General features: G+C 58.9%; 19 protein-coding genes. 12 read left to right on the forward strand and 7 right to left on the reverse strand.

Annotated features, from left to right (window positions below; all coding sequences use genetic code 11):
- Window positions 1-220 precede the first annotated feature (220 nt).
- The 3 genes from AC2FEB_RS15295 (at window position 221) to AC2FEB_RS15305 (ending at window position 1,528) form a co-directional block, all read left to right on the forward strand.
- Entirely contained in the window at window positions 221-685 is a 465-nt protein-coding gene (locus AC2FEB_RS15295) for a nuclear transport factor 2 family protein (protein ID WP_496674416.1), read from the forward strand.
- Window positions 686-755: 70 nt separating this feature from the next.
- On the forward strand, window positions 756-1,316 hold the full coding sequence (locus AC2FEB_RS15300) for a pyridoxamine 5'-phosphate oxidase family protein (RefSeq protein WP_496674413.1): 561 nt from the start codon (window positions 756-758) through the stop codon (window positions 1,314-1,316).
- A gap of 50 nt (window positions 1,317-1,366) precedes the next feature.
- Window positions 1,367-1,528, forward strand: coding sequence for a hypothetical protein (locus AC2FEB_RS15305; RefSeq protein ID WP_162896721.1), 162 nt, complete (start codon window positions 1,367-1,369; stop codon window positions 1,526-1,528).
- Window positions 1,529-1,703: 175 nt separating this feature from the next.
- Here the strand turns inward: AC2FEB_RS15305 and AC2FEB_RS15310 are convergent, their stop codons facing one another.
- Together AC2FEB_RS15310 and AC2FEB_RS15315 are read right to left on the reverse strand one after the other, a co-directional pair.
- Window positions 1,704-2,399, reverse strand: a complete 696-nt coding sequence (locus AC2FEB_RS15310; RefSeq protein WP_117868017.1) for a THxN family PEP-CTERM protein — start codon at window positions 2,397-2,399, stop codon at window positions 1,704-1,706.
- Window positions 2,400-2,653: 254 nt separating this feature from the next.
- Window positions 2,654-3,316 carry a TetR/AcrR family transcriptional regulator gene (locus AC2FEB_RS15315; protein ID WP_117868015.1) on the reverse strand — a complete coding sequence of 221 codons (663 nt, stop codon included), beginning with the start codon at window positions 3,314-3,316 and terminating at the stop codon, window positions 2,654-2,656.
- 65 nt (window positions 3,317-3,381) lie between these two features.
- Between AC2FEB_RS15315 and AC2FEB_RS15320 the strand changes: the two genes are divergently transcribed.
- The 8 genes from AC2FEB_RS15320 to AC2FEB_RS15355 all read left to right on the forward strand — a co-directional run bounded on the left by AC2FEB_RS15320 (window position 3,382) and on the right by AC2FEB_RS15355 (window position 14,362).
- Window positions 3,382-4,698 carry a flavin-containing monooxygenase gene (locus tag AC2FEB_RS15320; RefSeq protein WP_496674408.1) on the forward strand — a complete coding sequence of 439 codons (1,317 nt, stop codon included), beginning with the start codon at window positions 3,382-3,384 and terminating at the stop codon, window positions 4,696-4,698.
- Complete coding sequence (locus AC2FEB_RS15325; RefSeq protein WP_496674405.1) at window positions 4,695-5,597, forward strand: bile acid:sodium symporter family protein; 903 nt, start codon at window positions 4,695-4,697, stop codon at window positions 5,595-5,597. The genes AC2FEB_RS15320 and AC2FEB_RS15325 overlap by 4 nt, the downstream gene beginning before the upstream one ends.
- Window positions 5,594-6,526, forward strand: a complete 933-nt coding sequence (locus AC2FEB_RS15330; RefSeq protein WP_496674402.1) for an SDR family oxidoreductase — start codon at window positions 5,594-5,596, stop codon at window positions 6,524-6,526. The genes AC2FEB_RS15325 and AC2FEB_RS15330 overlap by 4 nt, the downstream gene beginning before the upstream one ends.
- Window positions 6,523-7,287, forward strand: a complete 765-nt coding sequence (locus AC2FEB_RS15335) for an SDR family NAD(P)-dependent oxidoreductase (RefSeq protein WP_496674399.1) — start codon at window positions 6,523-6,525, stop codon at window positions 7,285-7,287. The genes AC2FEB_RS15330 and AC2FEB_RS15335 overlap by 4 nt, the downstream gene beginning before the upstream one ends.
- Window positions 7,288-7,363: 76 nt before the next feature.
- Complete coding sequence (locus AC2FEB_RS15340) at window positions 7,364-9,832, forward strand: heavy metal translocating P-type ATPase (protein WP_496674396.1); 2,469 nt, start codon at window positions 7,364-7,366, stop codon at window positions 9,830-9,832.
- Entirely contained in the window at window positions 9,829-10,218 is a 390-nt protein-coding gene (gene cueR, locus AC2FEB_RS15345) for a Cu(I)-responsive transcriptional regulator (RefSeq protein ID WP_117868001.1), read from the forward strand. The genes AC2FEB_RS15340 and cueR overlap by 4 nt, the downstream gene beginning before the upstream one ends.
- Before the next feature lie 101 nt (window positions 10,219-10,319).
- Window positions 10,320-11,192 carry an NAD(P)-dependent oxidoreductase gene (locus AC2FEB_RS15350; RefSeq protein WP_496674393.1) on the forward strand — a complete coding sequence of 291 codons (873 nt, stop codon included), beginning with the start codon at window positions 10,320-10,322 and terminating at the stop codon, window positions 11,190-11,192.
- Between the two features lie 104 nt (window positions 11,193-11,296).
- A complete protein-coding gene (locus AC2FEB_RS15355; protein ID WP_496884203.1) occupies window positions 11,297-14,362 on the forward strand; it encodes an aminotransferase class III-fold pyridoxal phosphate-dependent enzyme in 3,066 nt (1,021 codons plus the stop codon).
- Between the two features lie 50 nt (window positions 14,363-14,412).
- Here the strand turns inward: AC2FEB_RS15355 and AC2FEB_RS15360 are convergent, their stop codons facing one another.
- Complete coding sequence (locus AC2FEB_RS15360) at window positions 14,413-14,889, reverse strand: hypothetical protein (protein ID WP_496884204.1); 477 nt, start codon at window positions 14,887-14,889, stop codon at window positions 14,413-14,415.
- A complete protein-coding gene (gene hemP, locus AC2FEB_RS15365; RefSeq protein WP_083445319.1) occupies window positions 14,886-15,053 on the reverse strand; it encodes a hemin uptake protein HemP in 168 nt (55 codons plus the stop codon). Before hemP ends, AC2FEB_RS15360 begins: the two co-directional genes overlap by 4 nt.
- A 207-nt stretch (window positions 15,054-15,260) precedes the next feature.
- Between hemP and gph the strand changes: the two genes are divergently transcribed.
- The gene (gene gph, locus AC2FEB_RS15370) at window positions 15,261-15,920 is read left to right on the forward strand and encodes a phosphoglycolate phosphatase (protein WP_496674384.1); all 660 of its coding nucleotides are present in this window, start codon (window positions 15,261-15,263) and stop codon (window positions 15,918-15,920) included.
- Window positions 15,921-16,667: 747 nt separating this feature from the next.
- Here gph and dld read toward each other — a convergent pair.
- From dld to AC2FEB_RS15385, 3 genes are read right to left on the reverse strand one after another with little or no spacing between them, the layout of a single operon-like run.
- Window positions 16,668-18,347, reverse strand: a complete 1,680-nt coding sequence (gene dld, locus AC2FEB_RS15375) for a D-lactate dehydrogenase (protein ID WP_496674382.1) — start codon at window positions 18,345-18,347, stop codon at window positions 16,668-16,670.
- Between the two features lie 18 nt (window positions 18,348-18,365).
- A complete protein-coding gene (locus AC2FEB_RS15380) occupies window positions 18,366-19,517 on the reverse strand; it encodes an alpha-hydroxy acid oxidase (RefSeq protein ID WP_496674379.1) in 1,152 nt (383 codons plus the stop codon).
- 12 nt (window positions 19,518-19,529) lie between these two features.
- Window positions 19,530-21,593, reverse strand: a complete 2,064-nt coding sequence (locus AC2FEB_RS15385; protein ID WP_496884205.1) for a TRAP transporter large permease subunit — start codon at window positions 21,591-21,593, stop codon at window positions 19,530-19,532.
- Window positions 21,594-21,658: the final 65 nt, after the last annotated feature.

Consider the following 21,658-nt stretch of genomic DNA (forward strand, 5'->3'; position numbering starts at 1 on the left):
CATTGTTTTAAAATAATTTTACCAGACGCCCAGTCTCATCGTGAAATTTCCACTTGCAAAAGTTTACAGATCGGTACACCTTATTTGTAAGTTAACCGATCTGTACACCCGAGGATTTGACCGATGAAACGTCGCGCCAGCATTTTTCCACCTCAGTACGTCCCCTTCCTTCTGACCATGGCTCTTCTTGCCGCCTCACTCACCTGAAAGCATTTGCAAAATGTCCAGACCCCCACTGCCCCCGTTCACCTTCAAAACCGCCACTCAAAAAGTGCGCATGGCGGAAAATGCCTGGAACAGTCGTGACGCCGACCGCGTGACGCCTGCCTACACCGAAGACAGTCAATGGCGGAATCGGGCTGAATTCCTGTCCGGCCATACCGACATCCACGCCTTTCTGACCCGCAAATGGCGGAAAGAACTGGAATATCGCCTGATCAAGGAACTGTGGGCCTTTGCCGGAAACCGCATAGCCGTGCGCTATGCCTATGAGTGGCGCGACGACAGCGGTCAGTGGTTCAGATCCTATGGCAATGAAAACTGGGAATTCGCCGATGACGGACGCATGTCACATCGCCATGCCTCGCTCAACGATCTTCCCATTGCAGAAGATGACCGGCTGTTCCATTGGCCCCTGGGCGAACGCCCTGAAAACCACCCCGGGTTGACCGAACTGGGTCTTTGAAAGGACATTCATGCCCCGCGCTTTTGCCAAACTGACGTTTACTCCCTCTGTCCGCGCTCATCAGGAGAGGATGGGATCTGCCAGAACCTATACAAAGTTCATTGAAGGTGGTCCCCAGCAAGGCCACCTGATCGGCGGCCCCGAGAAAGAGTTCATTCAGGCACGGGACGGGTTCTATCAATCCACCGTGTCCGAGACCGGCTGGCCCTATGTGCAGTATCGGGGCGGGCCAGCAGGATTTTTGAAAGTGCTGGGGCCCCGGACTATCGGATATGCGGATTTTTCGGGCAACAAACAGTACATCTCGCGCGGGAACCTGGACGGCAACGATCGCATCGCGATGATCCTGATGGATTACGCCAACCGACGCCGTCTCAAGATCCTAGGGCGCGTCGCATTCACGGAAGGCGAAGCAGCGGCCACTACCCTTTACCCGGAAGAGGCCGAGGCACGGGCCGAACGGGCCGTGATCATTCGCGTAGAGGCGTTGGACTGGAACTGCCCAAGCCACATCACACCGCGCTTCACTGAAGCAGAGTTGCGCCCTCATCTGAACAAGCTGGGGCAGCAGTTGGCAGAGTTGCAGGCGGAAAACCAAAGGCTGAAACAAGAGCTGGCAAAGTCAGGCTGACGTTTCAGACCTCACAGAATTTCCGGATATTTAGAGAAGGGAGTGTCGCAATGGTTCGCTCGGTCTTTCACCTCTCGGCGGCTTGTCTTGCCGGTACTGCCCTGATCATACTGATCATCATGTTCGGTTTTTTCGTCTCGCCCAGCGCCGTGCGAACGTCACCGCCATCCGTGTTCAGCAAGATTTTGTTCGAACATTTGCAGCAAGAGTGATGATCGGGCGGCCTTCCGACAGGCTTCCAGCAAGCGCCCGTATCGTTTCAAGCTAATTCCATCAATTCAGGCCCGGTGAGGCGCATGCTCTGAAAGACCGAATTCCTGGCTTCACCAGAGCAGCCCGATTCCAGGCATGCTCTCACCACAAGAATGGAGAGAGCACAAAAAGCCGTCAGGCCATGCTGCGCTTTTTCCGGCGACCCATCACAAACAAGCCACTGATGCCGCCAAGAAGCAGCCAGCCAGCGGCGGGCAATGGCACAGGGGCAATCGTGTATTGCCCGTACAGCGTCGCGACGTTTTGCATGTTTTCCGTTGTGCTGAAGCCGTTTGAAATAGTGCCGCCGCCGTTCTGAGAGAAGCCGAGGACTGAAAACACATAATTCTGCCCACCAAAGCTGAAGTTCTGTGAGCCCAAAGTATTGGTAATGGTCACGATGTCATCGCAAGGGGTAGAATCCGCCGGACAGTTGCTTGGACGATTCAATGTCTCGTTATGCGTAAGGGCAAATGACGAAGACACCAGAGGGCCACCACTGATCAGTATGTCGACAATGAGGTCGACGGTGCTCAGCGTTGTTCCCGTGATCGGGAAATTCAGATGCGAGAACTGTCCCAGAGCAAATGCCGTATCAGGCAACAGACCTGAAATCGGCGTGCCTGTTGGCGTGAAATCGTAACCGCTTGAGCTGCTGCCATTTCCCCACCGAAGAGAAATCGTTGGACCAGAGGTGCTTTCAGAAACGCCGGACGTTGGATTTACGTTTTGCCAAGAGGGCGAGATGCTGGAAATGGTCAGCGCCGAAGCACCGCTTGCAGCCATCACGCCTGCAACAGCAATCGCGGCTATGTTTCGTATGAATGTCATGTGCCCACCTTACGAATAAATACTTGTTACAAACCACTCTGTGAAAGAGCAGCACAACATAATTAAACTTTTAGCTCATGCGCCACATTGATGCCACGTTTTCACCTCAATCAAGGCGGAGGGCGCCCAAAAGATCGCTAAATGGGATACAATCATCCAGCCTGCGCCTACTGTCCGGATGCTGGAAACAGCTATTGGGAAAACCAGGGCGCCAACTCAACGATTGAACACACAGTCACGCGTCGCGTGAGGGTTCATTCACGACCAGATCGTACCATTGCTTCGATACCGGCGGCGCAAAAGTCCACCAGACGCTCCATGCCGGACACGTCACCGCCCTGCGACAGGGCTTCGACCCGCCATCCACTGTTGAGATGGGCCAGCATCGCCGAGACCGAATAAACTTGGCCACTTGCCAAAACGGCTGGATCGACATCCGGGTAAAGCGTGGCGATCTCGGTGATGAACAGCTGGGCGGTGGGGTCGAAACACTCTGCTGCGATATCGCGCCACCTGGGGTCAACCGATACGTGGGCCACCAACCGTCCATATGCCATCCATCCAGGCCCACCCTTCTCAGCCAGGTCCACATAGGGTCGAATAAAGCTGTCCAGAATGCTGTGAAGCGTCAGCGGAGCAACAGCCCTGGCCCTGTTCAACGCGTCGACCCGAAGCTGCGCCAGTTCGTCCGCACGCCGCGCGACGGTTCTGTAAAACAACTCTTCCTTGCCACCACCATGATGGTGCACAAGACCAATCTGAACCCCTGCCAATGCCGCGATATCCCGGATCGACGCACCTTCGAATCCCCGGTCGGCAAAGACGGTTTCAGCCGCATCCATGATCCTTGCCTTGGTCTCCAAAGACCGCTTGGACGCTGCTCTTTGCCTTGGCTTTTCTATGTTTTTCAGACTCATGATTTTCATCTTGCCTTATTTTGGTCGTTCGTTCAAGTTAAGCATCGCGAACTTCGGGAGGGTTCATGACACAGACGCGCAACGCATTCGCCCTGATCGGGGCGGGGCCGATGGGTTTGGCCGCAGCCAAGGTGCTGAAGGAACAGGGCATCGCCTTTCAGGGGTTCGAATTGCACTCGGATGTGGGCGGTCTGTGGGATATCGATGCCCCCAGATCGACCATGTATGAGTCAGCGCATCTGATCTCCTCAAAACGCATGACTGAATTCGAAGATTTCCCGATGGATGAGGCGGTTGCCGAGTACCCCTCGCACCGGGCGATGCGCGACTATTTCCGGGCCTTTGCCGATCGTTTCGGCCTGCGTGAAAGTTACAAGTTCAATGCAGAAGTCACCCGGATCACACCGCTGGGCGAATCTGGTGACGGTTGGCGTGTTTTCTGGCGCGATGCCGACGGCGAGCATCAGGCCGAATTCGCAGGGGTTCTGATTGCAAACGGCACCCTGTCAGAGCCGAATGTACCCAGCTTTCCCGGTACGTTTGACGGCGAATTGATCCATGCCTCGCAGTACCGGTACCCCAGCCAGTTCGACGGCAAGCGTGTGTTGGTCGTGGGCGCGGGAAATTCCGGCTGCGACATTGCGGTTGACGCAATCCATCACGCAAATCGCTGCGATCTGTCCATGCGTCGCGGCTATTACTTCGTGCCCAAATACGTCTTCGGCAAACCTGCCGACACGATGGGCGGCAAGATCCGCCTGCCCATGTGGCTGAAGCGTAAGGTAGACGGCCTGATCCTGAGCTGGTTTGTCGGCGATCCGCAGAAATACGGTTTTCCCAAGCCTGATTACCAGCTTTATGAAAGCCATCCGGTGGTGAATTCTCTGGTTTTATATCACGCGGGCCATGGTGATCTGCGCATTCGCCCCGATATCGACCGACTGGAAGGCCAAACCGTGCATTTCAAGGACGGCTCGAGCGAAGAGTATGACATGATCCTCGGCGCGACCGGATACAAGCTGCACTACCCGTTCATCGACAGGGACTTGCTGAACTGGCAAGGCGACGCACCACATCTGTACCTGAACGCGCTACACCCGGAACGGGACGATCTTTTTGTGCTGGGCATGGTCGAGGCAACGGGCCTAGGCTGGCAGGGCAGGCACGAGCAGGCCGAAATGGTGGCGCGCTATATTAAAGGTCTTCAGAAGGATTGCCCGGTGGCGGCCGATCTGAAAACCGAAAAGCAAAAAGACTATACGCGCGCCACCGGAGGCATGAGCTATATCGATCTGCCTCGAATGGCTTACTACGTGGACAAGGCCACTTACAGAAAGGCCGTTTCCGGGTGGATCGAACGGCTGCGGAAAGCCGACGTATGAGTGGTATCGACGAAGTCACACTGAATTTCAGCCCGACCTCCCTGACGCTGTTGAACGCGATACTGGCGATCGTGATGTTCTCGATTGCGATCGATCTGACGCCAAGGGATTTTGATCGTCTCAGGCGCGCGCCAAAGCCAGTGATTGTCGGGCTGGTTTCCCAATTCCTGGTCCTGCCGGCGCTGACTTTTGCGCTTGTATGGGTGACGGCCCCGCGACCGTCAATTGCGCTTGGGCTGATCCTTGTCGCCGCCTGTCCGGGGGGCAATATTTCGAACTTCATTACCCACCGCGCCGGTGGAAATGCGGCGCTGTCAGTGTCGATGACCGCCTTTGCAACCATCGGCGCGGTTTTCATGACGCCCTTTAACATTGCGCTTTGGGGCGGGCTGTATCCGCCGACACGCGCGATCCTGCAGCAGACCCAGATTGATCCGATGCAAATTGCAATCCTTGTCGGGCTGATGCTGATCTTGCCTCTGGTCCTGGGCATCGCACTGAACCAGCGCCGCCCAGCCCTGACAGCCCGCTTGCGCGCGCCGCTGCAATACCTGTCGATGGGTATTTTTGGGGCCTTCATCGTACTTGCCCTGGCCGCAAACTGGGGGTTTTTCCTCAGTTTTGCCGGGGCTGTTGCCGGGCTTGTGCTCCTTCACAACGCCCTGGCGCTGGGGGGTGGTTGGGTTGTGGCCACTCTGACCCGGCTGTCCCCCTTCGATCGCCGTGCCATCACCATCGAAACCGGCATTCAGAATTCCGGCCTTGGGCTGGTGTTGATCTTTGCCTTCTTCCACGGGCTTGGCGGCATGGCCGTTGTTGCGGCGTTCTGGGGCATCTGGCACGCGATCTCGGGGATTGCCCTGGCGTCGGTTATGGCCCGAACCGAGGCCGCGCGATGACCCGTATCCTGATCACAGGTGCCGCCGGGTTGGTCGGTCAGGCGCTGCTGCCCGAACTTCAGGGGCACGAGGTTTTTGCCACGGATCTTAAACACCCGAAAAGCATGCCGGAAAACGTCCACTATCTGCCCATGGATGTGACAACGGACGCCCCCGCTCGTGTAATCTGCAACGTGAAGCCGGATGTCATAGTGCATCTGGCCTCCATCGTGACGCCTCCGCCAAAAATGGAACGTGCGGCGGCATATGCGGTTGATGTCGAGGGCACCCGCAAGGTGGTGAACGCAGCCATTGCCAACGGGGTGCGCCGGTTGGTCGTCACGTCTTCCGGTGCTGCCTACGGCTATCACGCAGACAACCCAGTACCGCTGCGCGAAGGTGATCCGCTGCGAGGCAACCCCGAGTTTCCGTATTCCGATCACAAAAGGCAGGTCGAGGAAATCCTGGCCGAAGCGCGCAAAGCCACCCCCGATCTGGAACAGGTTGTTCTGCGCGTGGGCACGGTTCTGGGGGCTGGATCCGAAAATCAGATCACCGCCCTGTTCCACAAACCGCGCCTGCTGGGCGTGGTCGGCAGCGAAAGTCCGTTTGTATTCATTTGGACGCATGATCTGGCACGTATCCTTCGGCGCGCGGCAACCGACGGGCCGATTGGCGTTTACAACGTCGCCGGGGACGGCGCGATGGGTGTTACCGATCTGGCCCGCGCCATGGGGAAACCGGTTCTGCGCCTGCCCGCTTGGGCGCTGAAATCGGCTTTGGCCGCTGCGCGTCCGCTGGGTCTGTCCCGTTATGGGCCGGAACAGGTGCGATTTCTGCAATATCGACCGGTTCTGGATAACGCCGCCCTGAAATCCGACTTCGGTTACACACCCAAAAAAACCAGCGCCCAGGTGTTCGCGCTCTGGCAAAAGCAGGCCGGGCTATGAAGACGGCCGTCATATCCGGTGGAGCGGGCGGTTTGGGGCAGGCCCTCAGCCATGCTCTGCAAAGTCGCGGGTGGCGTGTGGTGCTGCTGGATCTCGATATTTCAGGTCTGGACTCCGGGTCGAACCAGCTTCCAATCGCGTGTGATCTGACGGACCCCGCGCAGCTTGCCAGCGCGTGCCAAAGGGCAATCACGACCTGCGACAGTATTGATCTGGTCATCTACAACGCCGGCGTCACGCAAATCCGGGGCTTTGAAAAGTCCGACTCGGCCAGCCACCGATCACTGTTTGATATCAACTACTTTGCGGCCGTTGAAATGGCCCGCGCGTTTTTGCACCCGGTTCGGGCGTCAAAGGGGACACATCTGGCCATCTCATCGGTGGCCGGTTTTGCTCCGCTTTACCATCGGACGGCCTATGCTGCCTCGAAACATGCGTTGGAGGGATTCTTCAAATCGCTACGCTCGGAAGAAGCCCCTCATGGCGTTCAGGTCCAGATCGCTGCGCCGTCCTTTGTGGCCACCAACCCCGGCAACGCGCAAGAGCAAACGGACGGAACCGCGCGGCCCGGATCGGCGAAGGACGGGATGGACGAGATGAGCCCCGAGGCCGCAGCCGAAACGATCCTGCGCGGGCTGGACAAATCGCAGCCCATGATCCCGGTTGGCCGCGTGGCGCGCCTGTCCTGGTGGCTCACCCGCCTTTCGCCACGCCTGTATCAGCGCATGATGGAGCGCAACATGCGCGACCCAGAACACTAAAATTACCCCAGGCCCTTGACCTTCCCGTCACTGGAACCCCCATCTGGGGCGTAAAGAAACCTCCGGGACGAGTCGCATGGGGCAAAAGGCACTGACAGAACTGAAAATCACCGGCATGGGATGCGCATCCTGTGTGGGCCGCGTTGAAGCAGCGTTGAGAGATGTGCCGGGGGTAGATGCGGCCTCGGTCAACTTTGCAACCAAGTCCGCGCAGGTGGCTTTCGAAGGGCCGGTTTCGGCCCTGACCAAAGCCCTGGATGCCGCAGGGTATCCGGCTGCGACCAGCCGGGCGGACCTGAGCATTGAAGGCATGACCTGCGCGTCATGTGTGGGCAAAATCGAGCGTGCGCTGACGGCCAGCCCCGGTGTGGTCGAAGCGCAGGTCAATCTGGCGACTCAAACTGCCACAGTGACTTACGCTGCGGGGGCAACAACGCCAGAGGCGCTGGCTCAGGTGGTAACTGAAGTCGGGTACCCGGCGCGGCTGCAAGGCGCTTCGAAACCTGAAAACCGCGAAGATGACGAAATTCAAAGGTTGACCCGGACCACGATACTGGCTGCCGTACTCGCCCTGCCTGTGTTCATTCTTGAGATGGGCGGGCACATGATTCCCGCTTTCCATCACTGGGTTCACGCCACCATCGGCGCGCAGAACAGCCAGTTGATTCAGTTCGCACTGACGTCGGCTCTGCTGCTGGGGCCTGGTCGTGTATTTTACAGCAAAGGCATCCCGTCGTTGCTGCGGGGCACGCCGGACATGAACGCGCTGGTCGCGCTGGGGACCGGGGCAGCCTATCTGTATTCGGTCACGGCCACATTTGCCCCCGGTGCGCTGCCGCAAGGTACAGCCAATGTCTATTTCGAGGCCGCAGCCGTAATTGTCGTTCTGATCCTTCTGGGCCGACTGCTGGAGGCCCGTGCCAAGGGCAAAACCGGGGCTGCAATCCGTAAGCTGGTGGGTCTGCAGCCCAAAAGCGCGCGGATCGAAGTCGATGGCCGGATAGAAGACCGTCCTATCGCCAAGATTGCGGTCGGCGATATCCTGCACATCCGCCCGGGCGAACGTGTGCCGGTGGATGCCGAAGTGCTCGAGGGCACCTCTTACGTCGATGAGAGCATGATCACGGGCGAGCCGATACCGGTTGGCAAATCAGCCGGCGCAGCGGTTGTTGGGGGAGCCGTGAATGGCACCGGTGCCTTGCGGGTTCGTGCGACGCGCGTGGGGGGCGACACGGTGCTGGCGCAGGTCATCCGCATGGTCCAGCAGGCACAGGGTGCAAAGCTGCCGATCCAGGGCCTGGTCGATCGGATTACATATCGCTTTGTCCCAGCGGTCATCCTGGTTGCCGTGATCACTGTCGCAGCCTGGCTGATTTTCGGCCCAAGCCCGGCCCTGCCGCTGGCGCTTGTCGCTGGTGTTTCGGTGCTGATCATTGCCTGCCCTTGCGCCATGGGGCTGGCCACGCCGACCTCGATCATGGTCGGCACCGGGCGGGCGGCCGAACTGGGTGTTCTGTTCCGCAAGGGCGATGCCCTGCAACAGCTTCAGCAGGCACGCGTCATCGCGCTGGACAAGACCGGGACCCTGACACTGGGCCGTCCGGAATTGGACAGTGTTTTGACGGCGAACGGATTTGACAGGGATGAGGTTGTACGGCTGGCCGCCGCCCTCGAGGCGCGGTCGGAACACCCGATAGCTTCGGCGATTACCCGGGCCGGGCCTGCGACGCTGCCCAAGGCGACAGACGTCCGGTCCCTGACCGGGCTTGGCGTGCAGGGGTTGGTTGAAGGCCGGAACGCGTTGATCGGGTCGCACCGGCTTATGCAACAACGCGGGATCGACCTTGGGCCCCTGGCAAGCGAGGCAGAGGCCCGCGCCGCCGAAGGGGCAACACCATTGTTCGTTGCGCTCGATGGGCAGGCTGCGGCCATGTTTTCTGTGTCCGATCCGATCAAACCCGGCACCGAAGAGGCGCTGGAGCGGCTCCACCAAATGGGTCTGACCGTGGCCATGGTCACCGGAGACAATGCGCGCACCGCGCAGGCTCTGGCTGATCGGCTGGGGATCGATCACGTCACCGCCGAAGTGCTGCCCGACGGCAAGGTGGATGCGATCATCGCCTTGCGGGACAAGTTCGGCACGCTGGCTTTCGTCGGCGACGGCATCAACGACGCCCCTGCGCTGGCAACGGCTGATATCGGCATCGCCATCGGGACGGGCACGGATGTAGCCATCGAAACGGCCGATGTCGTCCTGATGTCCGGTGATCTGCGCGGGGTTGCAAATGCGACTGAGATCAGCCGCCGGACAATGCGAAACATTCGCCAGAACCTGGGATGGGCGTTTGGTTACAACGTCCTGCTGATCCCCGTCGCTGCTGGCGCCCTTTACCCGTTCGGCGGCCATCTGTTGTCTCCGGCACTGGCGGCTGGCGCGATGGCGCTGTCCAGTGTCTTTGTCGTCTCGAACGCGCTGCGCCTGCGTCGCGTCCGAGCCAGCGTGCCGGAAACCCCGATCCCGCCCGCCAAGGAGGTGCACGCATGAATATCGGAGATGTGTCAGCCCGCACCGGCCTGCCTGCCAAGACAATCCGGTATTATGAAGATATCAACCTCATCAAACCGCTGCGCGATGACAACGGCTATCGCCGGTTTCGCGAACAGGACGTGCACAAGCTGAACTTTCTGGGCCGTGCCCGGGCGCTTGGGTTCACCATCGAGGATTGCCGGACATTGCTGGCGCTTTACGAGGATGAAACCCGCGCCAGCGCAGATGTGAAACAAGTCGCACGGGATCATCTGGCACAGGTCGAAGCCAAGATCGCCGACCTGAACGCGATGCGCGAAACGCTGAGCCACCTGATCGACGCCTGCGCCGGGGATGACCGGCCTGATTGCCCGATCCTGCAGGATCTGGGCGGGAAAGGCTGACTTGGGGTTGCCCTTTGGGCGCAGCTTTGCTTTGTCTTCGCCAAACAATTCGGTCAGGCACGCACCGCTGATGCCGACCGAACAGCGGAGAGGATCACAAAATGGCAAAAGTCGCGTTCCTTGGCCTGGGTATCATGGGCTATCCAATGGCTGGGCATCTTCAGGACGCAGGTCATGACGTCACTGTCTATAACCGCACGGCCGCCAAGGCCGAAGCCTGGGTGAAGCAGCATGGCGGGTCGATGGCGGCCACCCCGAAAGACGCGGCTGCAGGCGCCGAGTTTGTGATGGCCTGCGTCGGCAATGACGACGATCTGCGTATGGTTTGCACCGGCGGGGACGGCGCACTTCACGGCATGTCCAGCGGGGCTGTTTTCGTCGACCACACGACGGTGTCTGCAAAGGTCACGCGTGAATTGTACGCTGCCGGCGAATCACAGGGTATCGCCTTTGTGGACGCGCCGATCTCGGGCGGTCAGGCAGGCGCTGAAAACGGTGTTCTGTCAATTATGTGTGGCGGAGATCAGGCCGCCTATGATGCGGCTGAACCGGTGATGAATGTCTACTCCAAAATCTGCCGCCGGATCGGAGACAGCGGTGCGGGCCAAATGACCAAGATGTGCAACCAGATCGCGATCGCTGGTCTGGTTCAGGGTCTCAGCGAAGCGTTACACTTCGCCGAAAAGGCAGGTTTGGACGGAAGGGCCGTGGTCGAGGTGATCAGCCAGGGCGCGGCGGGCAGCTGGCAGATGGCAAACCGGTATGAGACCATGCTGGATGATCAGTTTGAACATGGATTTGCCGTCGACTGGATGCGCAAGGATCTGGGTATCTGTCTGGATACCGCCAATGAAACCGGTGCATCCCTGCCCGTCACCGCTCTGGTCGATCAGTTTTACAAGGATGTACAGAAATTGGGCGGTGGCCGCTGGGACACCTCGTCGTTGATCAAGCGCCTGCGGGCCATGGGGTAACGCGGGGGGCTGTCTGCCCCCCATCGCGCCAAGGTGCGATTCCCCCCGGGGATTTTTTTTGGCCAGATGAAGAGGGCTCCGGCGCGATCGGAGCGGAGACGGGAATGGACGATTTGAATGCTTTTTGGACGGCCGCGCTGCGGCGGCTCTGGGGGCTGGACGCCCGTTTGACGCGGTTAGATGGTGAATATGATCTGAACTTTCTGGTGCACGCCACCAATGGTCAGGACTATGTGCTGAAGGCCATGCGGGCCGGATGCGATGCCGATCTGGTTGATCTCCAGATCAAGGCCCTGGCGCATATCGCAACAGCTGCACCGGGGTTGCCGTTTCCCAAGGTGTTCCCCGATTTGACCGGCGCAATGCTGCCCGAGATTGCCGATTCTGAAGGACAGCGCAGGTTGGTTTGGCTATTGGAGTGCCTGCCGGGGCAATGTTACGCGAAGGCCGCCCCAAAATCCGAAGAGCTGATCCTGAAACTGGGGCGCGTTTTGGGGGCAACCGACCGGGCCTTGGAAGGGTTTGAGCATGAGGGATTGCACCGACCTGATTTCAAATGGGATCTGATGCAGGCCGGCTGGATTGCGGACAAGTTGGGCATAATCCCGGATCCCGCGCGACAGGAACTGCTAACGGAGATCTGTGAGGCGTTCGCTGCAATCGCGGACGTCCTTGCGGACCTGCCGAAACAGGCCATCCACAACGACGCCAATGACTATAACATTCTGGTCGAAGGGGAACTGAGCGAGCGGCGGCGGATCTCAGGCCTGATCGATCTGGGTGACATGTGCGCCGCACCGCGCATCTGCGATCTGGCGATTGCCGGCGCTTATGTCGTGCTGGATCACCCCAAACCGGAACGGGCTTTGGCTGCGTTGGTAAAGGGCTATCACGCGGCCAACCGGCTGCGGGCGGATGAGGTTGACCTGATCTGGCCTTTGCTGAGGATGCGGCTTGCCGTGTCGGTCGTCAACTCGACCCTGATGGCGGCCGAGAATCCGGATGATCCCTATGTGACCATCTCTCAGGCTCCCGCTTGGCGGTTCCTTGAGGACGCATCCGTCAATGGTGGGCTGATGTCGGCGCGGTTGCGGGCGGCATGCGGGTTGCCGGTTGTTGATGGGGCTGAACGTATCCACGTCTATCTACAGGACTATCGGGGGCAGTTTGCCGACCTGTTCGGCCAGGATCTGAGCGATGTGCCCATGGGCTCGCTTTCGGTCGAAAACTGCGCCTGGCCCCAAAACCCGTTCCACATGCCGTTGGCCGAGGCTGCGCGCGTAGGTGAAGAATACGGGCAAGACCCGTGGCTGGGTTACTACAACGAGCCCCGCCTGATCTATGCAGAGCCGGGGTTCCGCAAGGGTCCGTGGAAAGCCTCGGACAGGCGGACGGTGCATCTGGCGGTGGATGTGTTTGCACCCGCCGGGACGGTTCTGTACGCGCCGATGAGTGGGCGGGTTGAAGTGGTCGAGAACCGTGACCAGCATCTTGATTACGGCGGGGTGATCATCCTGCATCACGAAACGCCCGAAGGCGACCCATTCTATACGCTCTATGGCCATTTGGACCCGGAATGCTGTGACCGGTTGAAACCTGGCGACCCGGTGGCACAGGGGGCCGCGTTCGCCAAGTTGGGTGATGCCAGCCAGAATGGTGGATGGGCTCCGCATGTGCATTTCCAACTGGCGCTCACCACCGATGGCATGGAAGCGGACTGGCCTGGCGTCGGCGATCCGGACGAGATGGAGCTGTGGCACGCGGTCTGCCCGAACCCGGCAGCGTTGCTGAACCTGCCGGATGACAAGGTGTTCTATCAACCCACTGACAAAGCGGAAATCCTGAACAAACGGCGGGCGCATTTCGGGGGCAACCTGTCCTTGACCTATGACGATCCGGTCATGCTGGTGCGCGGCTGGAAGCATCACCTGTTCGACGAATGGGGCCGCCCCTATCTGGACGCCTACAACAACGTCCCGCATGTGGGCCACGCCCATCCGCGCATTCAGGCTGTGGCTGCGGGTCAGCTAAGGCGCATGAACTCGAACACCCGCTACCTGCACCCGGCCCAGACAGCTTTTGCCGACAAGATCCTGTCCAAGCTGCCGGATCACCTACAGGTCTGCTTCTTCGTCAACTCGGGAACCGAGGCCAACGAACTGGCCCTGCGGCTTGCCCGCACCCATACCGGGGCGAAAGGGATCGTGACGCCGGATCACGGCTATCACGGCAACACAAACGCTGCGGTGGCGATCTCGGCCTACAAGTTCAACAAACCGGGCGGCATCGGGAAAGCCGACTGGGTTGAACTGGTTGAGGTTGCGGATGACTATCGCGGGTCATTCAAGCGTGACGATGCGGACCGGGCGCAAAGATTTGCTGATCTTGTCGATCCGGCGATTGCGGCCCTTCGGGACAAGGGACAGGGCGTGGCAGGTTTCATCGCGGAAACCTTCCCGTCTGTCGGCGGACAGATCATTCCGCCCAAGGGCTATCTGCCTGCGGTTTACGAGAAAATCCGTGCTGCCGGGGGCGTTTGCATCGCCGATGAGGTGCAGACAGGTCTGGGACGTCTGGGTGAGTATTACTTTGGCTTCGAGCACCAGGGCGCGGTTCCGGATATCGTGGTGATGGGCAAGCCAATCGGCAACGGGCACCCGCTGGGCGTGCTGGTGACAACCAGAGAGATTGCAGACAGCTTCAACAACGGGATCGAGTTCTTTTCGACCTTTGGCGGCTCGACCCTGTCCTGCCGGATCGGCAAAGAGGTGCTGGATATCGTTGACGACGAAGGCTTGCAGGACAATGCCCGCCTGATGGGGGATCGTCTGATGGCGGGGCTGCGCCAGATCGAAGCCGACTTTGGTTGCGTTGGCGACGTGCGGGGTATGGGGCTGTTTCTCGGCGTGGAACTGATCAACCCCGACGGAAGCGAAGGCACGGAGATTTGTAGCTATGTCAAAAACCGGATGCGCGATCATCGCATCCTGATCGGCAGCGAAGGACCCAGGGATAACATTCTGAAAATCCGCCCACCGCTGACCATCGAGGCCGAGGATGTTGACATGATCCTATGGGCGTTAAGGGATGTGTTGTCCGAGGTAGGTGACTTCACCCCTGCCCTTGTTTGCGATCATGACCATCACCATGCCGGATGCGGGTGCTGCTGAGTGAAAAAACCCCGGCGTATTGCCGGGGTTTGGCCGTTCAACACTCAGGGTCAGTGGAGCACGGCCGAGGGAGTCTGGCTGCCGGTGATCGGCATTTTGAAACCTGCCGTCATACGTCTGAGAGTCAGGCCCAGTTCTTCCGACAGGGACGCCAAAGCGGGGGCAAAATCCGGACGTACGATCAAGGACGCCAGCATCATCGCATCTTCACGCGCCCCTTCGGACGCTGCCGCGATCATCTGGGCAAAGCAATTCTCATCCGCGCCAAGGCAAGCACATCCAAGACCATGCCGGATCAGAGGGCGGCGGCCATGGGTGGCGCATAGCGAACATAAGCGATCCAGGGTCAGCATTGCGGCACGCCCGCAATCCGAGCCCAGCGCGACTTGAAAGTCGCTGGCAGCATCGGCGCGGCCGCCCTCACCGTCGCTCCACATCCGCAGATACATCACGGCACTCGCTTCGACGGGTTCGAGATCGGCAAGACGGCCCACCGCTGCGCCACCGCGCTTGAAAGGCGCGCTCATTTCGTCAGGATCAGTTTGCCTGCGCGGGTGATGCGCAGGGTATAGAGCTGATCACCCAGTTCTATGTGGGCTAGGTTGCCGCCCTTGGTCAGATCCTCGGCCTTGTGCGCGGGAAGCATCGAGACAGCGTAACCTTGGGTTGGGGTCGGGTTCTGTACGTTCATCGGGACATCTCCAGAGCGTTTCGGCATGGTGCCATATCTATCGCGTTTCATGTGATCTGGCTGACCCCGAAAGGGCTGGCTTTCTGTTCCTGAAGCTTTATCTGATTATTTTAGTAAGGATTGTCAAGTGTCGTTTTTACACAAGCGATTGCGGACCGGCACAAGGCGCGTTAGGTCTTGGGCCAGATGATGAAAGGCGCGTAAAATATGACCGCAGCAGTTGTATTTGATCTGGACGGAACGCTGGTGGACAGCCTGGGGGATCTGGCGGCAGCAGCCAACCGCACGCTGGACGATGTTGGGCACGATCCCTTGTCGCATGACGTCATCAAAGGATTCGTCGGCAACGGCTTACCCAAACTGGTCGAGCGCATGATCCGCCATTGCGGCCTGCCGTTGGATCGCCACGCGGAGCTGACGCAGCTGACCCTGAAACATTACAATGCTGCTGCAAGCGAAACGACTGTTCCCTACCCCGGTGTCCCCGAAGCGCTGGTTGCCTTGCGACAGATGGGGTGCGCTTTGGGTGTCTGCACCAACAAACCAGAAGCGCCCGCACGGCATGTGCTTGAAGCACTGGACCTGTCCCAATATTTCGACGTTGTTCTTGGCGGCGACAGCCTTTCGACGCGAAAACCGGACCCAAACCATCTGTTCGCAAGCTTCGATGCGCTTCAAGCTTCTGGCCCACGTTTGTTCGTCGGCGACAGCGAAGTTGACGCGGAAACGGCCGCTCGTGCGAAAATCCCGTTTTTGCTGTTTACCGAAGGATATCGGAAGACGCCGGTCGCTGAAATTCCGCACAACGTGGCCTATTGCGCATCACAAGACTTGCCCGCGCTCGTCGCCGAGTTGATCCAAAGTTAACACAGCTCGGGAAGATCATCACGCCCTTCGACATTGGCAACGATCCGCAATGCCACTGCCCCCCAAAAGTTAAGAGGGGCCGGCCGAGGGGGTGTGGCCAGCCCCTCATCGGGGAAAGTAAATACCGTGTGTGTGTTTGTGTGGTAAGTACGGTAAGTTGTGTTTACCCCTGATTGTCGCCGCGCGAAATTGGGGGTTTCCCGTAGTTCTCCAAAAAACGTAAAAAATAAGGGAAATTTGGCGTTTTTCTGGCTCCGGTCATCTGCAATTTTTCGCATGCAAGATGGCTTTCTGGCCTGCAGCTTCGGACGCGTGAGTTGCAATCCGATTGTAGGTCAAGGCTAACCCTAGGAAAACCCGGCGGAAATCACCCATCCCTGAATTTACCTGAACAGAAAGGTGTTTTGTCAATTGACCGCACGAACCCGCCAGTTCAAAACTTGGGTGGCCTGACGAATGCGTGTGTGTGACACTCAAAACCAAACGATCTGCGTCAATCGTGGCCGAATTCCTCACCTCAGCGCGAAATTCCTTCCCGACTCCGATTATCCTGACTGCACCGTCCGAATCTTCTTTGTACCTGACAAGCGACGCTCATTCGGTTTTGGCCGCCCTCGCCGCACAAGTTGTTTTGTTTTCGTGGCCGCCTTCATGAGGTCAGAAGGTCAGGCGCCAACACCCTTTTCGCCAAAGCCCGGCGTGTGTGCCGTACGTTTTTACGGCACCCGTCCACGTCGGAAAAGCTGGCTATTGGTAATTCTTCGCCTTGGACATTTTGCCGATACCCGGATTGAACGCGTTGGTCGGGTCACAGCATTTGTAATGTGCCGCCAGGTCGGGCTTGGCCTTGTAAAGGTGTCCCACGTTATGTTCAGCAGGGTATTCCGCGCCGCGTTCGTCAAACAATTTCAACATTGCGGCCTTGAGCGCTTTGGGATCGGCCCCTTTTTTGACTATGTAATCCTGATGCATCACGTGGCACATGAAGTGCCCGTAATAGAGTTTGTGAACCAACTGCTCTTCGATTTCAGGCGGCAGCTTCTCCAGCCAGTCCTGGTCGTTTCGACGTAACGCGACATCCAGAGCGATGATGTCTTCGACATCGTCCGAATGAATCGCCATGTAACGCACGGCCGCGCCTGCCGCCGCGAAACGATGGAGGCCTGCAATCCTGGCCTCGCGCGCGTCACATTCGAAAAATCCGCCATCACGGTCCCTCAGAAATCGCGGCAACCACTCGGCGGCCTCGGACACACCTTCATCCTTCATTTTAAGGATAAGGTGGTGTTCAAACTTGTCGCGAAAATCCATCATCCGTTTGGGCAGGACACTTGGCCACAGAGCTATTGCTGCCTGCATGAAACGATCGGTGAGATTTCGCAACAACGGGATGCGCCGCAGGCGGGCATCCACGGCGCCCTTTATCGCAAAGAACATCGGCAGACGGTCCGTGCCAAGCTTGTCGATCATCACGACCGTGTCCTTGCCATAGCGTGCTGCAATATCGAACACTTTGCGATGCATGTATTCGGCCGAAACCGGCAGCGATTTGAACTCTGACAATATGTGGCGCCGCAGGTCCGCCAGATCATCGGGACTATTGGTGCCCACATAGAACACCTTCTCGACCTCGTTCTTGGGAAAGGTGTCAAGGCGCACAGCAAAAACGGCCAGCTTCCCGGCCGAGCCCGAAGATTCGAAAAGCTTGGCCTTGTCCGCATTGAACCGCGCAGGCGTATCCGCATTCACGTCCCGCACGATTTGTGCGTAGTCGCTGGCCGATGCGCGTTTGTTGGTTGCCCCGGGGTTGCGTTCAAATTTCCCTGCATCGAGGTTGGCGAGGATCTCTTCCGGCGTGCTGCCCAGATCGATGCCGAGGTGGTTGACCAATTCCAGATCACCCTGTTCTGTGATCTGCGCATAGACAGAAAGTTCCGTGTAAACCGGACCGCGTTCGACCAGAGATCCGCCGGAATTGTTGCATACCCCACCCACGATCGACGCGCCGATGCAGGACGAACCGATCACCGAATGCGGCTCGCGTCCCAGCGGGGCCAACAGTTTTTCCAGCGCAAAAAGCGTGGCGCCCGGAAAACTGACAATCTGCTCTGCGTCGTTCAACGGCACCAGAGTGTTCATCCGACGCGTATTGATCAGAACAACGTCCCGGTCATAGGTGCCGGACGGCGTAGACCCTTCGGTCAGGCCAGTATTGGCCGCCTGCATGATGACGATCTTGTCGGCTGCGACGCAGGCTTGCAGGATCTTCCATTGCTCCAGCAGAGTCCCCGACAGAACGACGCACAGCGCCTCACCCTCGCCCGAGCGGAAACCGCGCCGAAAACGCTCTGTCGCGCGCGCTCCGATCAGCACGTGACGCGTGCCGACGATAGAGCGGAAATGTTTGATCAACGCGTCATTGGTCATATTGGCCCCCGTTTCGGGTTAGGGATTGCGGAAACGAATATTCTCGCGGCTGAGCTGGCCAACACTGGTGACACCCATCAACTTCATGTCGCGCTCGATCTCGGCACGCATCAACCCAAGGGCCCGTTCGACCCCAGCCTGCCCTGCGGCAGCCAGAGGATACAGGTAGTGCCGCCCGATACCCACGGCTTTGGCCCCGATCGAAAGCGCCTTGAGCACATGGGTGCCACGCTGAATGCCACTGTCCATCATCACGTCCAGCTTGTCGCCAACGGCATCTACAATCTCGGCCAGCTGGTCAAACGGCGTGCGCGATCCGTCCAGTTGGCGGCCACCGTGGTTCGACAGGATGATGCCGGTACAACCAATCTCAGCCGCGCGTTTGGCATCTTCGACGGCCATGATCCCTTTCAGGCAGAACTGACCATCCCAGTCGCGCACCATCTGCGCCACGTCATCCCAGTTCATCGACGGATCGAGCATATCGGTGAAATACCCCCCGATCGAGCTGGCCCCACCGCCCATATCCACATGTTCCTCAAGCTGAGGCAGCCGGAACTTTTCATGGGTGACATAGTTGATGCCCCACATCGGCTTGATCGCAAACTGTATCATGCCGCTCAGCGTCAATCGGAACGGGATCGAGAACCCCGTGCGCAGATCACGCTCGCGGTTACCGCCAGTGATGCTGTCGACGGTCAGCATCATGACCTCAACACCCGCCTCTTTGGCGCGCTGCATCATGGCGGCATTCAACTCGCGATCCTTGTGAAAGTAGAATTGATAGACCTGCGGGTTCTTGTGTTTCCGGCGCAGCTCCTCCAGCGAGACGGTTCCCAGAGAGGAAACTCCGAACATGGTACCGTATTTCTCTGCCGCTGCCGCGACGGCGCGTTCACCCTGATGGTGGAACAGGCGCTGCAACGCGGTGGGCGAGCAATAGACCGGCATGTCCAGTTTCTGCCCCATCACCGTGACGGACATGTCCACATCCGCCACCCCCCGCAAAACTGACGAAAGCAGCTCACAGCGGTCAAACGCCTTGGTGTTTTCCCGATACGTCACCTCGTCATCCGCGCCGCCGTCGATGTAATTGAAGATCGGCCCCGGCAGCCGCTGCTTGGCCAGCCGCCGGAAATCGTGGAAGTTATGACACTGGCTCAGACGCATGGCGATAGCTCCTTAATAAGCGACTGACGGCAGCCATGTGGCCAATGTCGGCCACAGGAAGACCAGCGCGAGTCCTGTCAGTTGCAGCAAAACAAAGGGCACGATGCCTTTGTAGATATGCGTCAGCTTGATCTCTGGCGGGCAAACGCCTTTGAGATAGAACAAGGCAAAGCCAACGGGCGGCGTCAGGAAGCTGGTTTGTAGCGTCACAGCGACAAGAATCACGAACCACACCAGTGCCGGTTCATCCAGCACGCCAAAGCCAGGAATATCGATGCCCAGACCGTTCACAATCGGGCGCATCAGGGGCAGCACGATCAGTGTGATTTCAATCCAGTCCAGAACGAATCCCAGCAGGAAGACGATGAACAGGATGAAGAGGATCGTGCCGTTTGCCCCGAACCCGGTGGATTGCACCACATGTTCGATCAACTCGTCCCCGCCCAGTTCACGCAGGACATACGAGAATACGGTCGCGCCAAGGAAGATCGCGAAGATATAGGCGGTGGTGTTGAAGGTCGAAACCAGCACATTCCAGAGCTTCTGGAAGGTCAGCTTGCGATAGCCCAAAGCCAGCAAGGTGGCACCCAGCGCGCCGATGCCCGAGGCCTCGGTCGGCGTGGTCAGACCGGCGAAGATCGAACCCAGTACCGCAAGGATCAGCATCAGCGTCGGGATGACGGCGATCAGCACGTCCTTGACGGCGGCCCAATCGGGCGCCTTTGCACCCTCAGGCACAGGGGCCGCGTCGCGCTTCACCAGCGCGAGGATAAAGATATAGGTCAGGTACAGGCCGCCTATGATCACGCCCGGGAACACCGCCGCCATGAACAGGTCGCCGACTGAAAGCGCCATCTGGTCGGCCATGATCACCAGCATGATCGAGGGCGGGATCAGAATGCCCAGCGTCCCCGAGGCCGAAACCACGCCCGCCGCCAGCGTCGGCTGGTATTTCTGCTGCATCATCGACGGCAGCGACAGCACGCCCAGAAGAACCACCGAGGCACCAATGATGCCGGTCGAGGCCGCCAGAATGATCCCGATCAGGGTCACAGTGATGGCCAGACCTCCGCGCACTGTCCCGAACAGACGCTGCATCGAGGACATCAGACGCTCGGCCACACCGGATTCGTCCAGCATAAGACCCATGAAGATGAACATCGGCAGGGCAACCAGAACCGCATTGGACATGGTCGCGTAAACCCGGTTCACAACCGCGCCCAGCGTCAGATAATCGAGACCGGTAAATGTGCTCTCAAGCCCGGTCCACAGCATCAGATCGTTGTCGAACAGATAGGCCAGACCACAATAGGCGACGCCAACACCGGCCAGAACCCAAGCGACCGGGTAGCCGGTGAAGAGCAGCGCGATGAAGGTCAGGAACATCGCGATGACCAGCTTTTCCTCGGTCGTTTCGACCAGGAACGTCAGGCCTACACAGACGGCGGCGAACACGGCGAGCACCAGAAGAATACGGCGCAGTGGCGCGCCTTCACGTTCCGAGGCCGGTCCGTACATCAACGCGTGCCCGTCGTGGATCAAGCGTGCCAACGCGGCCAGCGCCAACAGAACAAAGCTGACGGGAATGACCGCCTTGAAGGCCCAACGCGCAGGCAGGCCGGTGGGGCTGTCAGAGCGTTCGTTGACGCGAAGGCTTTCGTAGAAATAGTCATAGCCCTGATCGACCATCAGATAGATGAACGGGGTCAGCAGGGTCAGGATGCCGATCACCTCGATGATCCGCTGCGCGCGGCGTGACAGTTGCATATGCAAGACGTCCACGCGCACATGGCTGTCGGTGATCAGAGCGTATGAGATGCCGATCATCGTGACGATCCCGTAGAAGTGCCACTGAATCTCGTCCAACTTGGGATAGTTCTGGCTGAACAGGTAACGCAGCGAGACCTGTGCAAAGATCGCGCCCATCAGCAGGACATTGGCCCACATGACCATATGACCCACCGCCTTGACCCCGGCATCGATCGCAACTGCGATTTTCTGGCGGTCGGTTTCGGGGTGTTCCAGGATGCCTTCATAGGCTTCGACCGGATCGTTGAGGTTGTTTTGGGTGGTCATGGTCATTCCTCGCTCAGCAACCCGGAATACGGGCAGTGAAAGGTTAGAAAGTCCGACGATCAGGA

It is taken from the genome of Ruegeria sp. YTSC106 (assembly GCF_059609765.1).

Coding starts and splice junctions, on each gene's coding strand:
- AC2FEB_RS15310 (WP_117868017.1), bottom strand. CDS start 2,399: ATGACATTCATACGAAACATAGCCGCGATTGCTGTTGCAGGCGTGATG.
- AC2FEB_RS15335 (WP_496674399.1), top strand. CDS start 6,523: ATGAAGACGGCCGTCATATCCGGTGGAGCGGGCGGTTTGGGGCAGGCC.
- AC2FEB_RS15355 (WP_496884203.1), top strand. CDS start 11,297: ATGGACGATTTGAATGCTTTTTGGACGGCCGCGCTGCGGCGGCTCTGG.
- AC2FEB_RS15360 (WP_496884204.1), bottom strand. CDS start 14,889: ATGAGCGCGCCTTTCAAGCGCGGTGGCGCAGCGGTGGGCCGTCTTGCC.
- AC2FEB_RS15385 (WP_496884205.1), bottom strand. CDS start 21,593: ATGACCACCCAAAACAACCTCAACGATCCGGTCGAAGCCTATGAAGGC.
- AC2FEB_RS15325 (WP_496674405.1), top strand. CDS start 4,695: ATGAGTGGTATCGACGAAGTCACACTGAATTTCAGCCCGACCTCCCTG.
- cueR (WP_117868001.1), top strand. CDS start 9,829: ATGAATATCGGAGATGTGTCAGCCCGCACCGGCCTGCCTGCCAAGACA.
- AC2FEB_RS15315 (WP_117868015.1), bottom strand. CDS start 3,316: ATGAGTCTGAAAAACATAGAAAAGCCAAGGCAAAGAGCAGCGTCCAAG.
- AC2FEB_RS15320 (WP_496674408.1), top strand. CDS start 3,382: ATGACACAGACGCGCAACGCATTCGCCCTGATCGGGGCGGGGCCGATG.
- hemP (WP_083445319.1), bottom strand. CDS start 15,053: ATGAACGTACAGAACCCGACCCCAACCCAAGGTTACGCTGTCTCGATG.
- AC2FEB_RS15305 (WP_162896721.1), top strand. CDS start 1,367: ATGGTTCGCTCGGTCTTTCACCTCTCGGCGGCTTGTCTTGCCGGTACT.
- AC2FEB_RS15300 (WP_496674413.1), top strand. CDS start 756: ATGGGATCTGCCAGAACCTATACAAAGTTCATTGAAGGTGGTCCCCAG.
- AC2FEB_RS15340 (WP_496674396.1), top strand. CDS start 7,364: ATGGGGCAAAAGGCACTGACAGAACTGAAAATCACCGGCATGGGATGC.
- AC2FEB_RS15350 (WP_496674393.1), top strand. CDS start 10,320: ATGGCAAAAGTCGCGTTCCTTGGCCTGGGTATCATGGGCTATCCAATG.
- AC2FEB_RS15330 (WP_496674402.1), top strand. CDS start 5,594: ATGACCCGTATCCTGATCACAGGTGCCGCCGGGTTGGTCGGTCAGGCG.
- AC2FEB_RS15380 (WP_496674379.1), bottom strand. CDS start 19,517: ATGCGTCTGAGCCAGTGTCATAACTTCCACGATTTCCGGCGGCTGGCC.
- AC2FEB_RS15295 (WP_496674416.1), top strand. CDS start 221: ATGTCCAGACCCCCACTGCCCCCGTTCACCTTCAAAACCGCCACTCAA.
- gph (WP_496674384.1), top strand. CDS start 15,261: ATGACCGCAGCAGTTGTATTTGATCTGGACGGAACGCTGGTGGACAGC.
- dld (WP_496674382.1), bottom strand. CDS start 18,347: ATGACCAATGACGCGTTGATCAAACATTTCCGCTCTATCGTCGGCACG.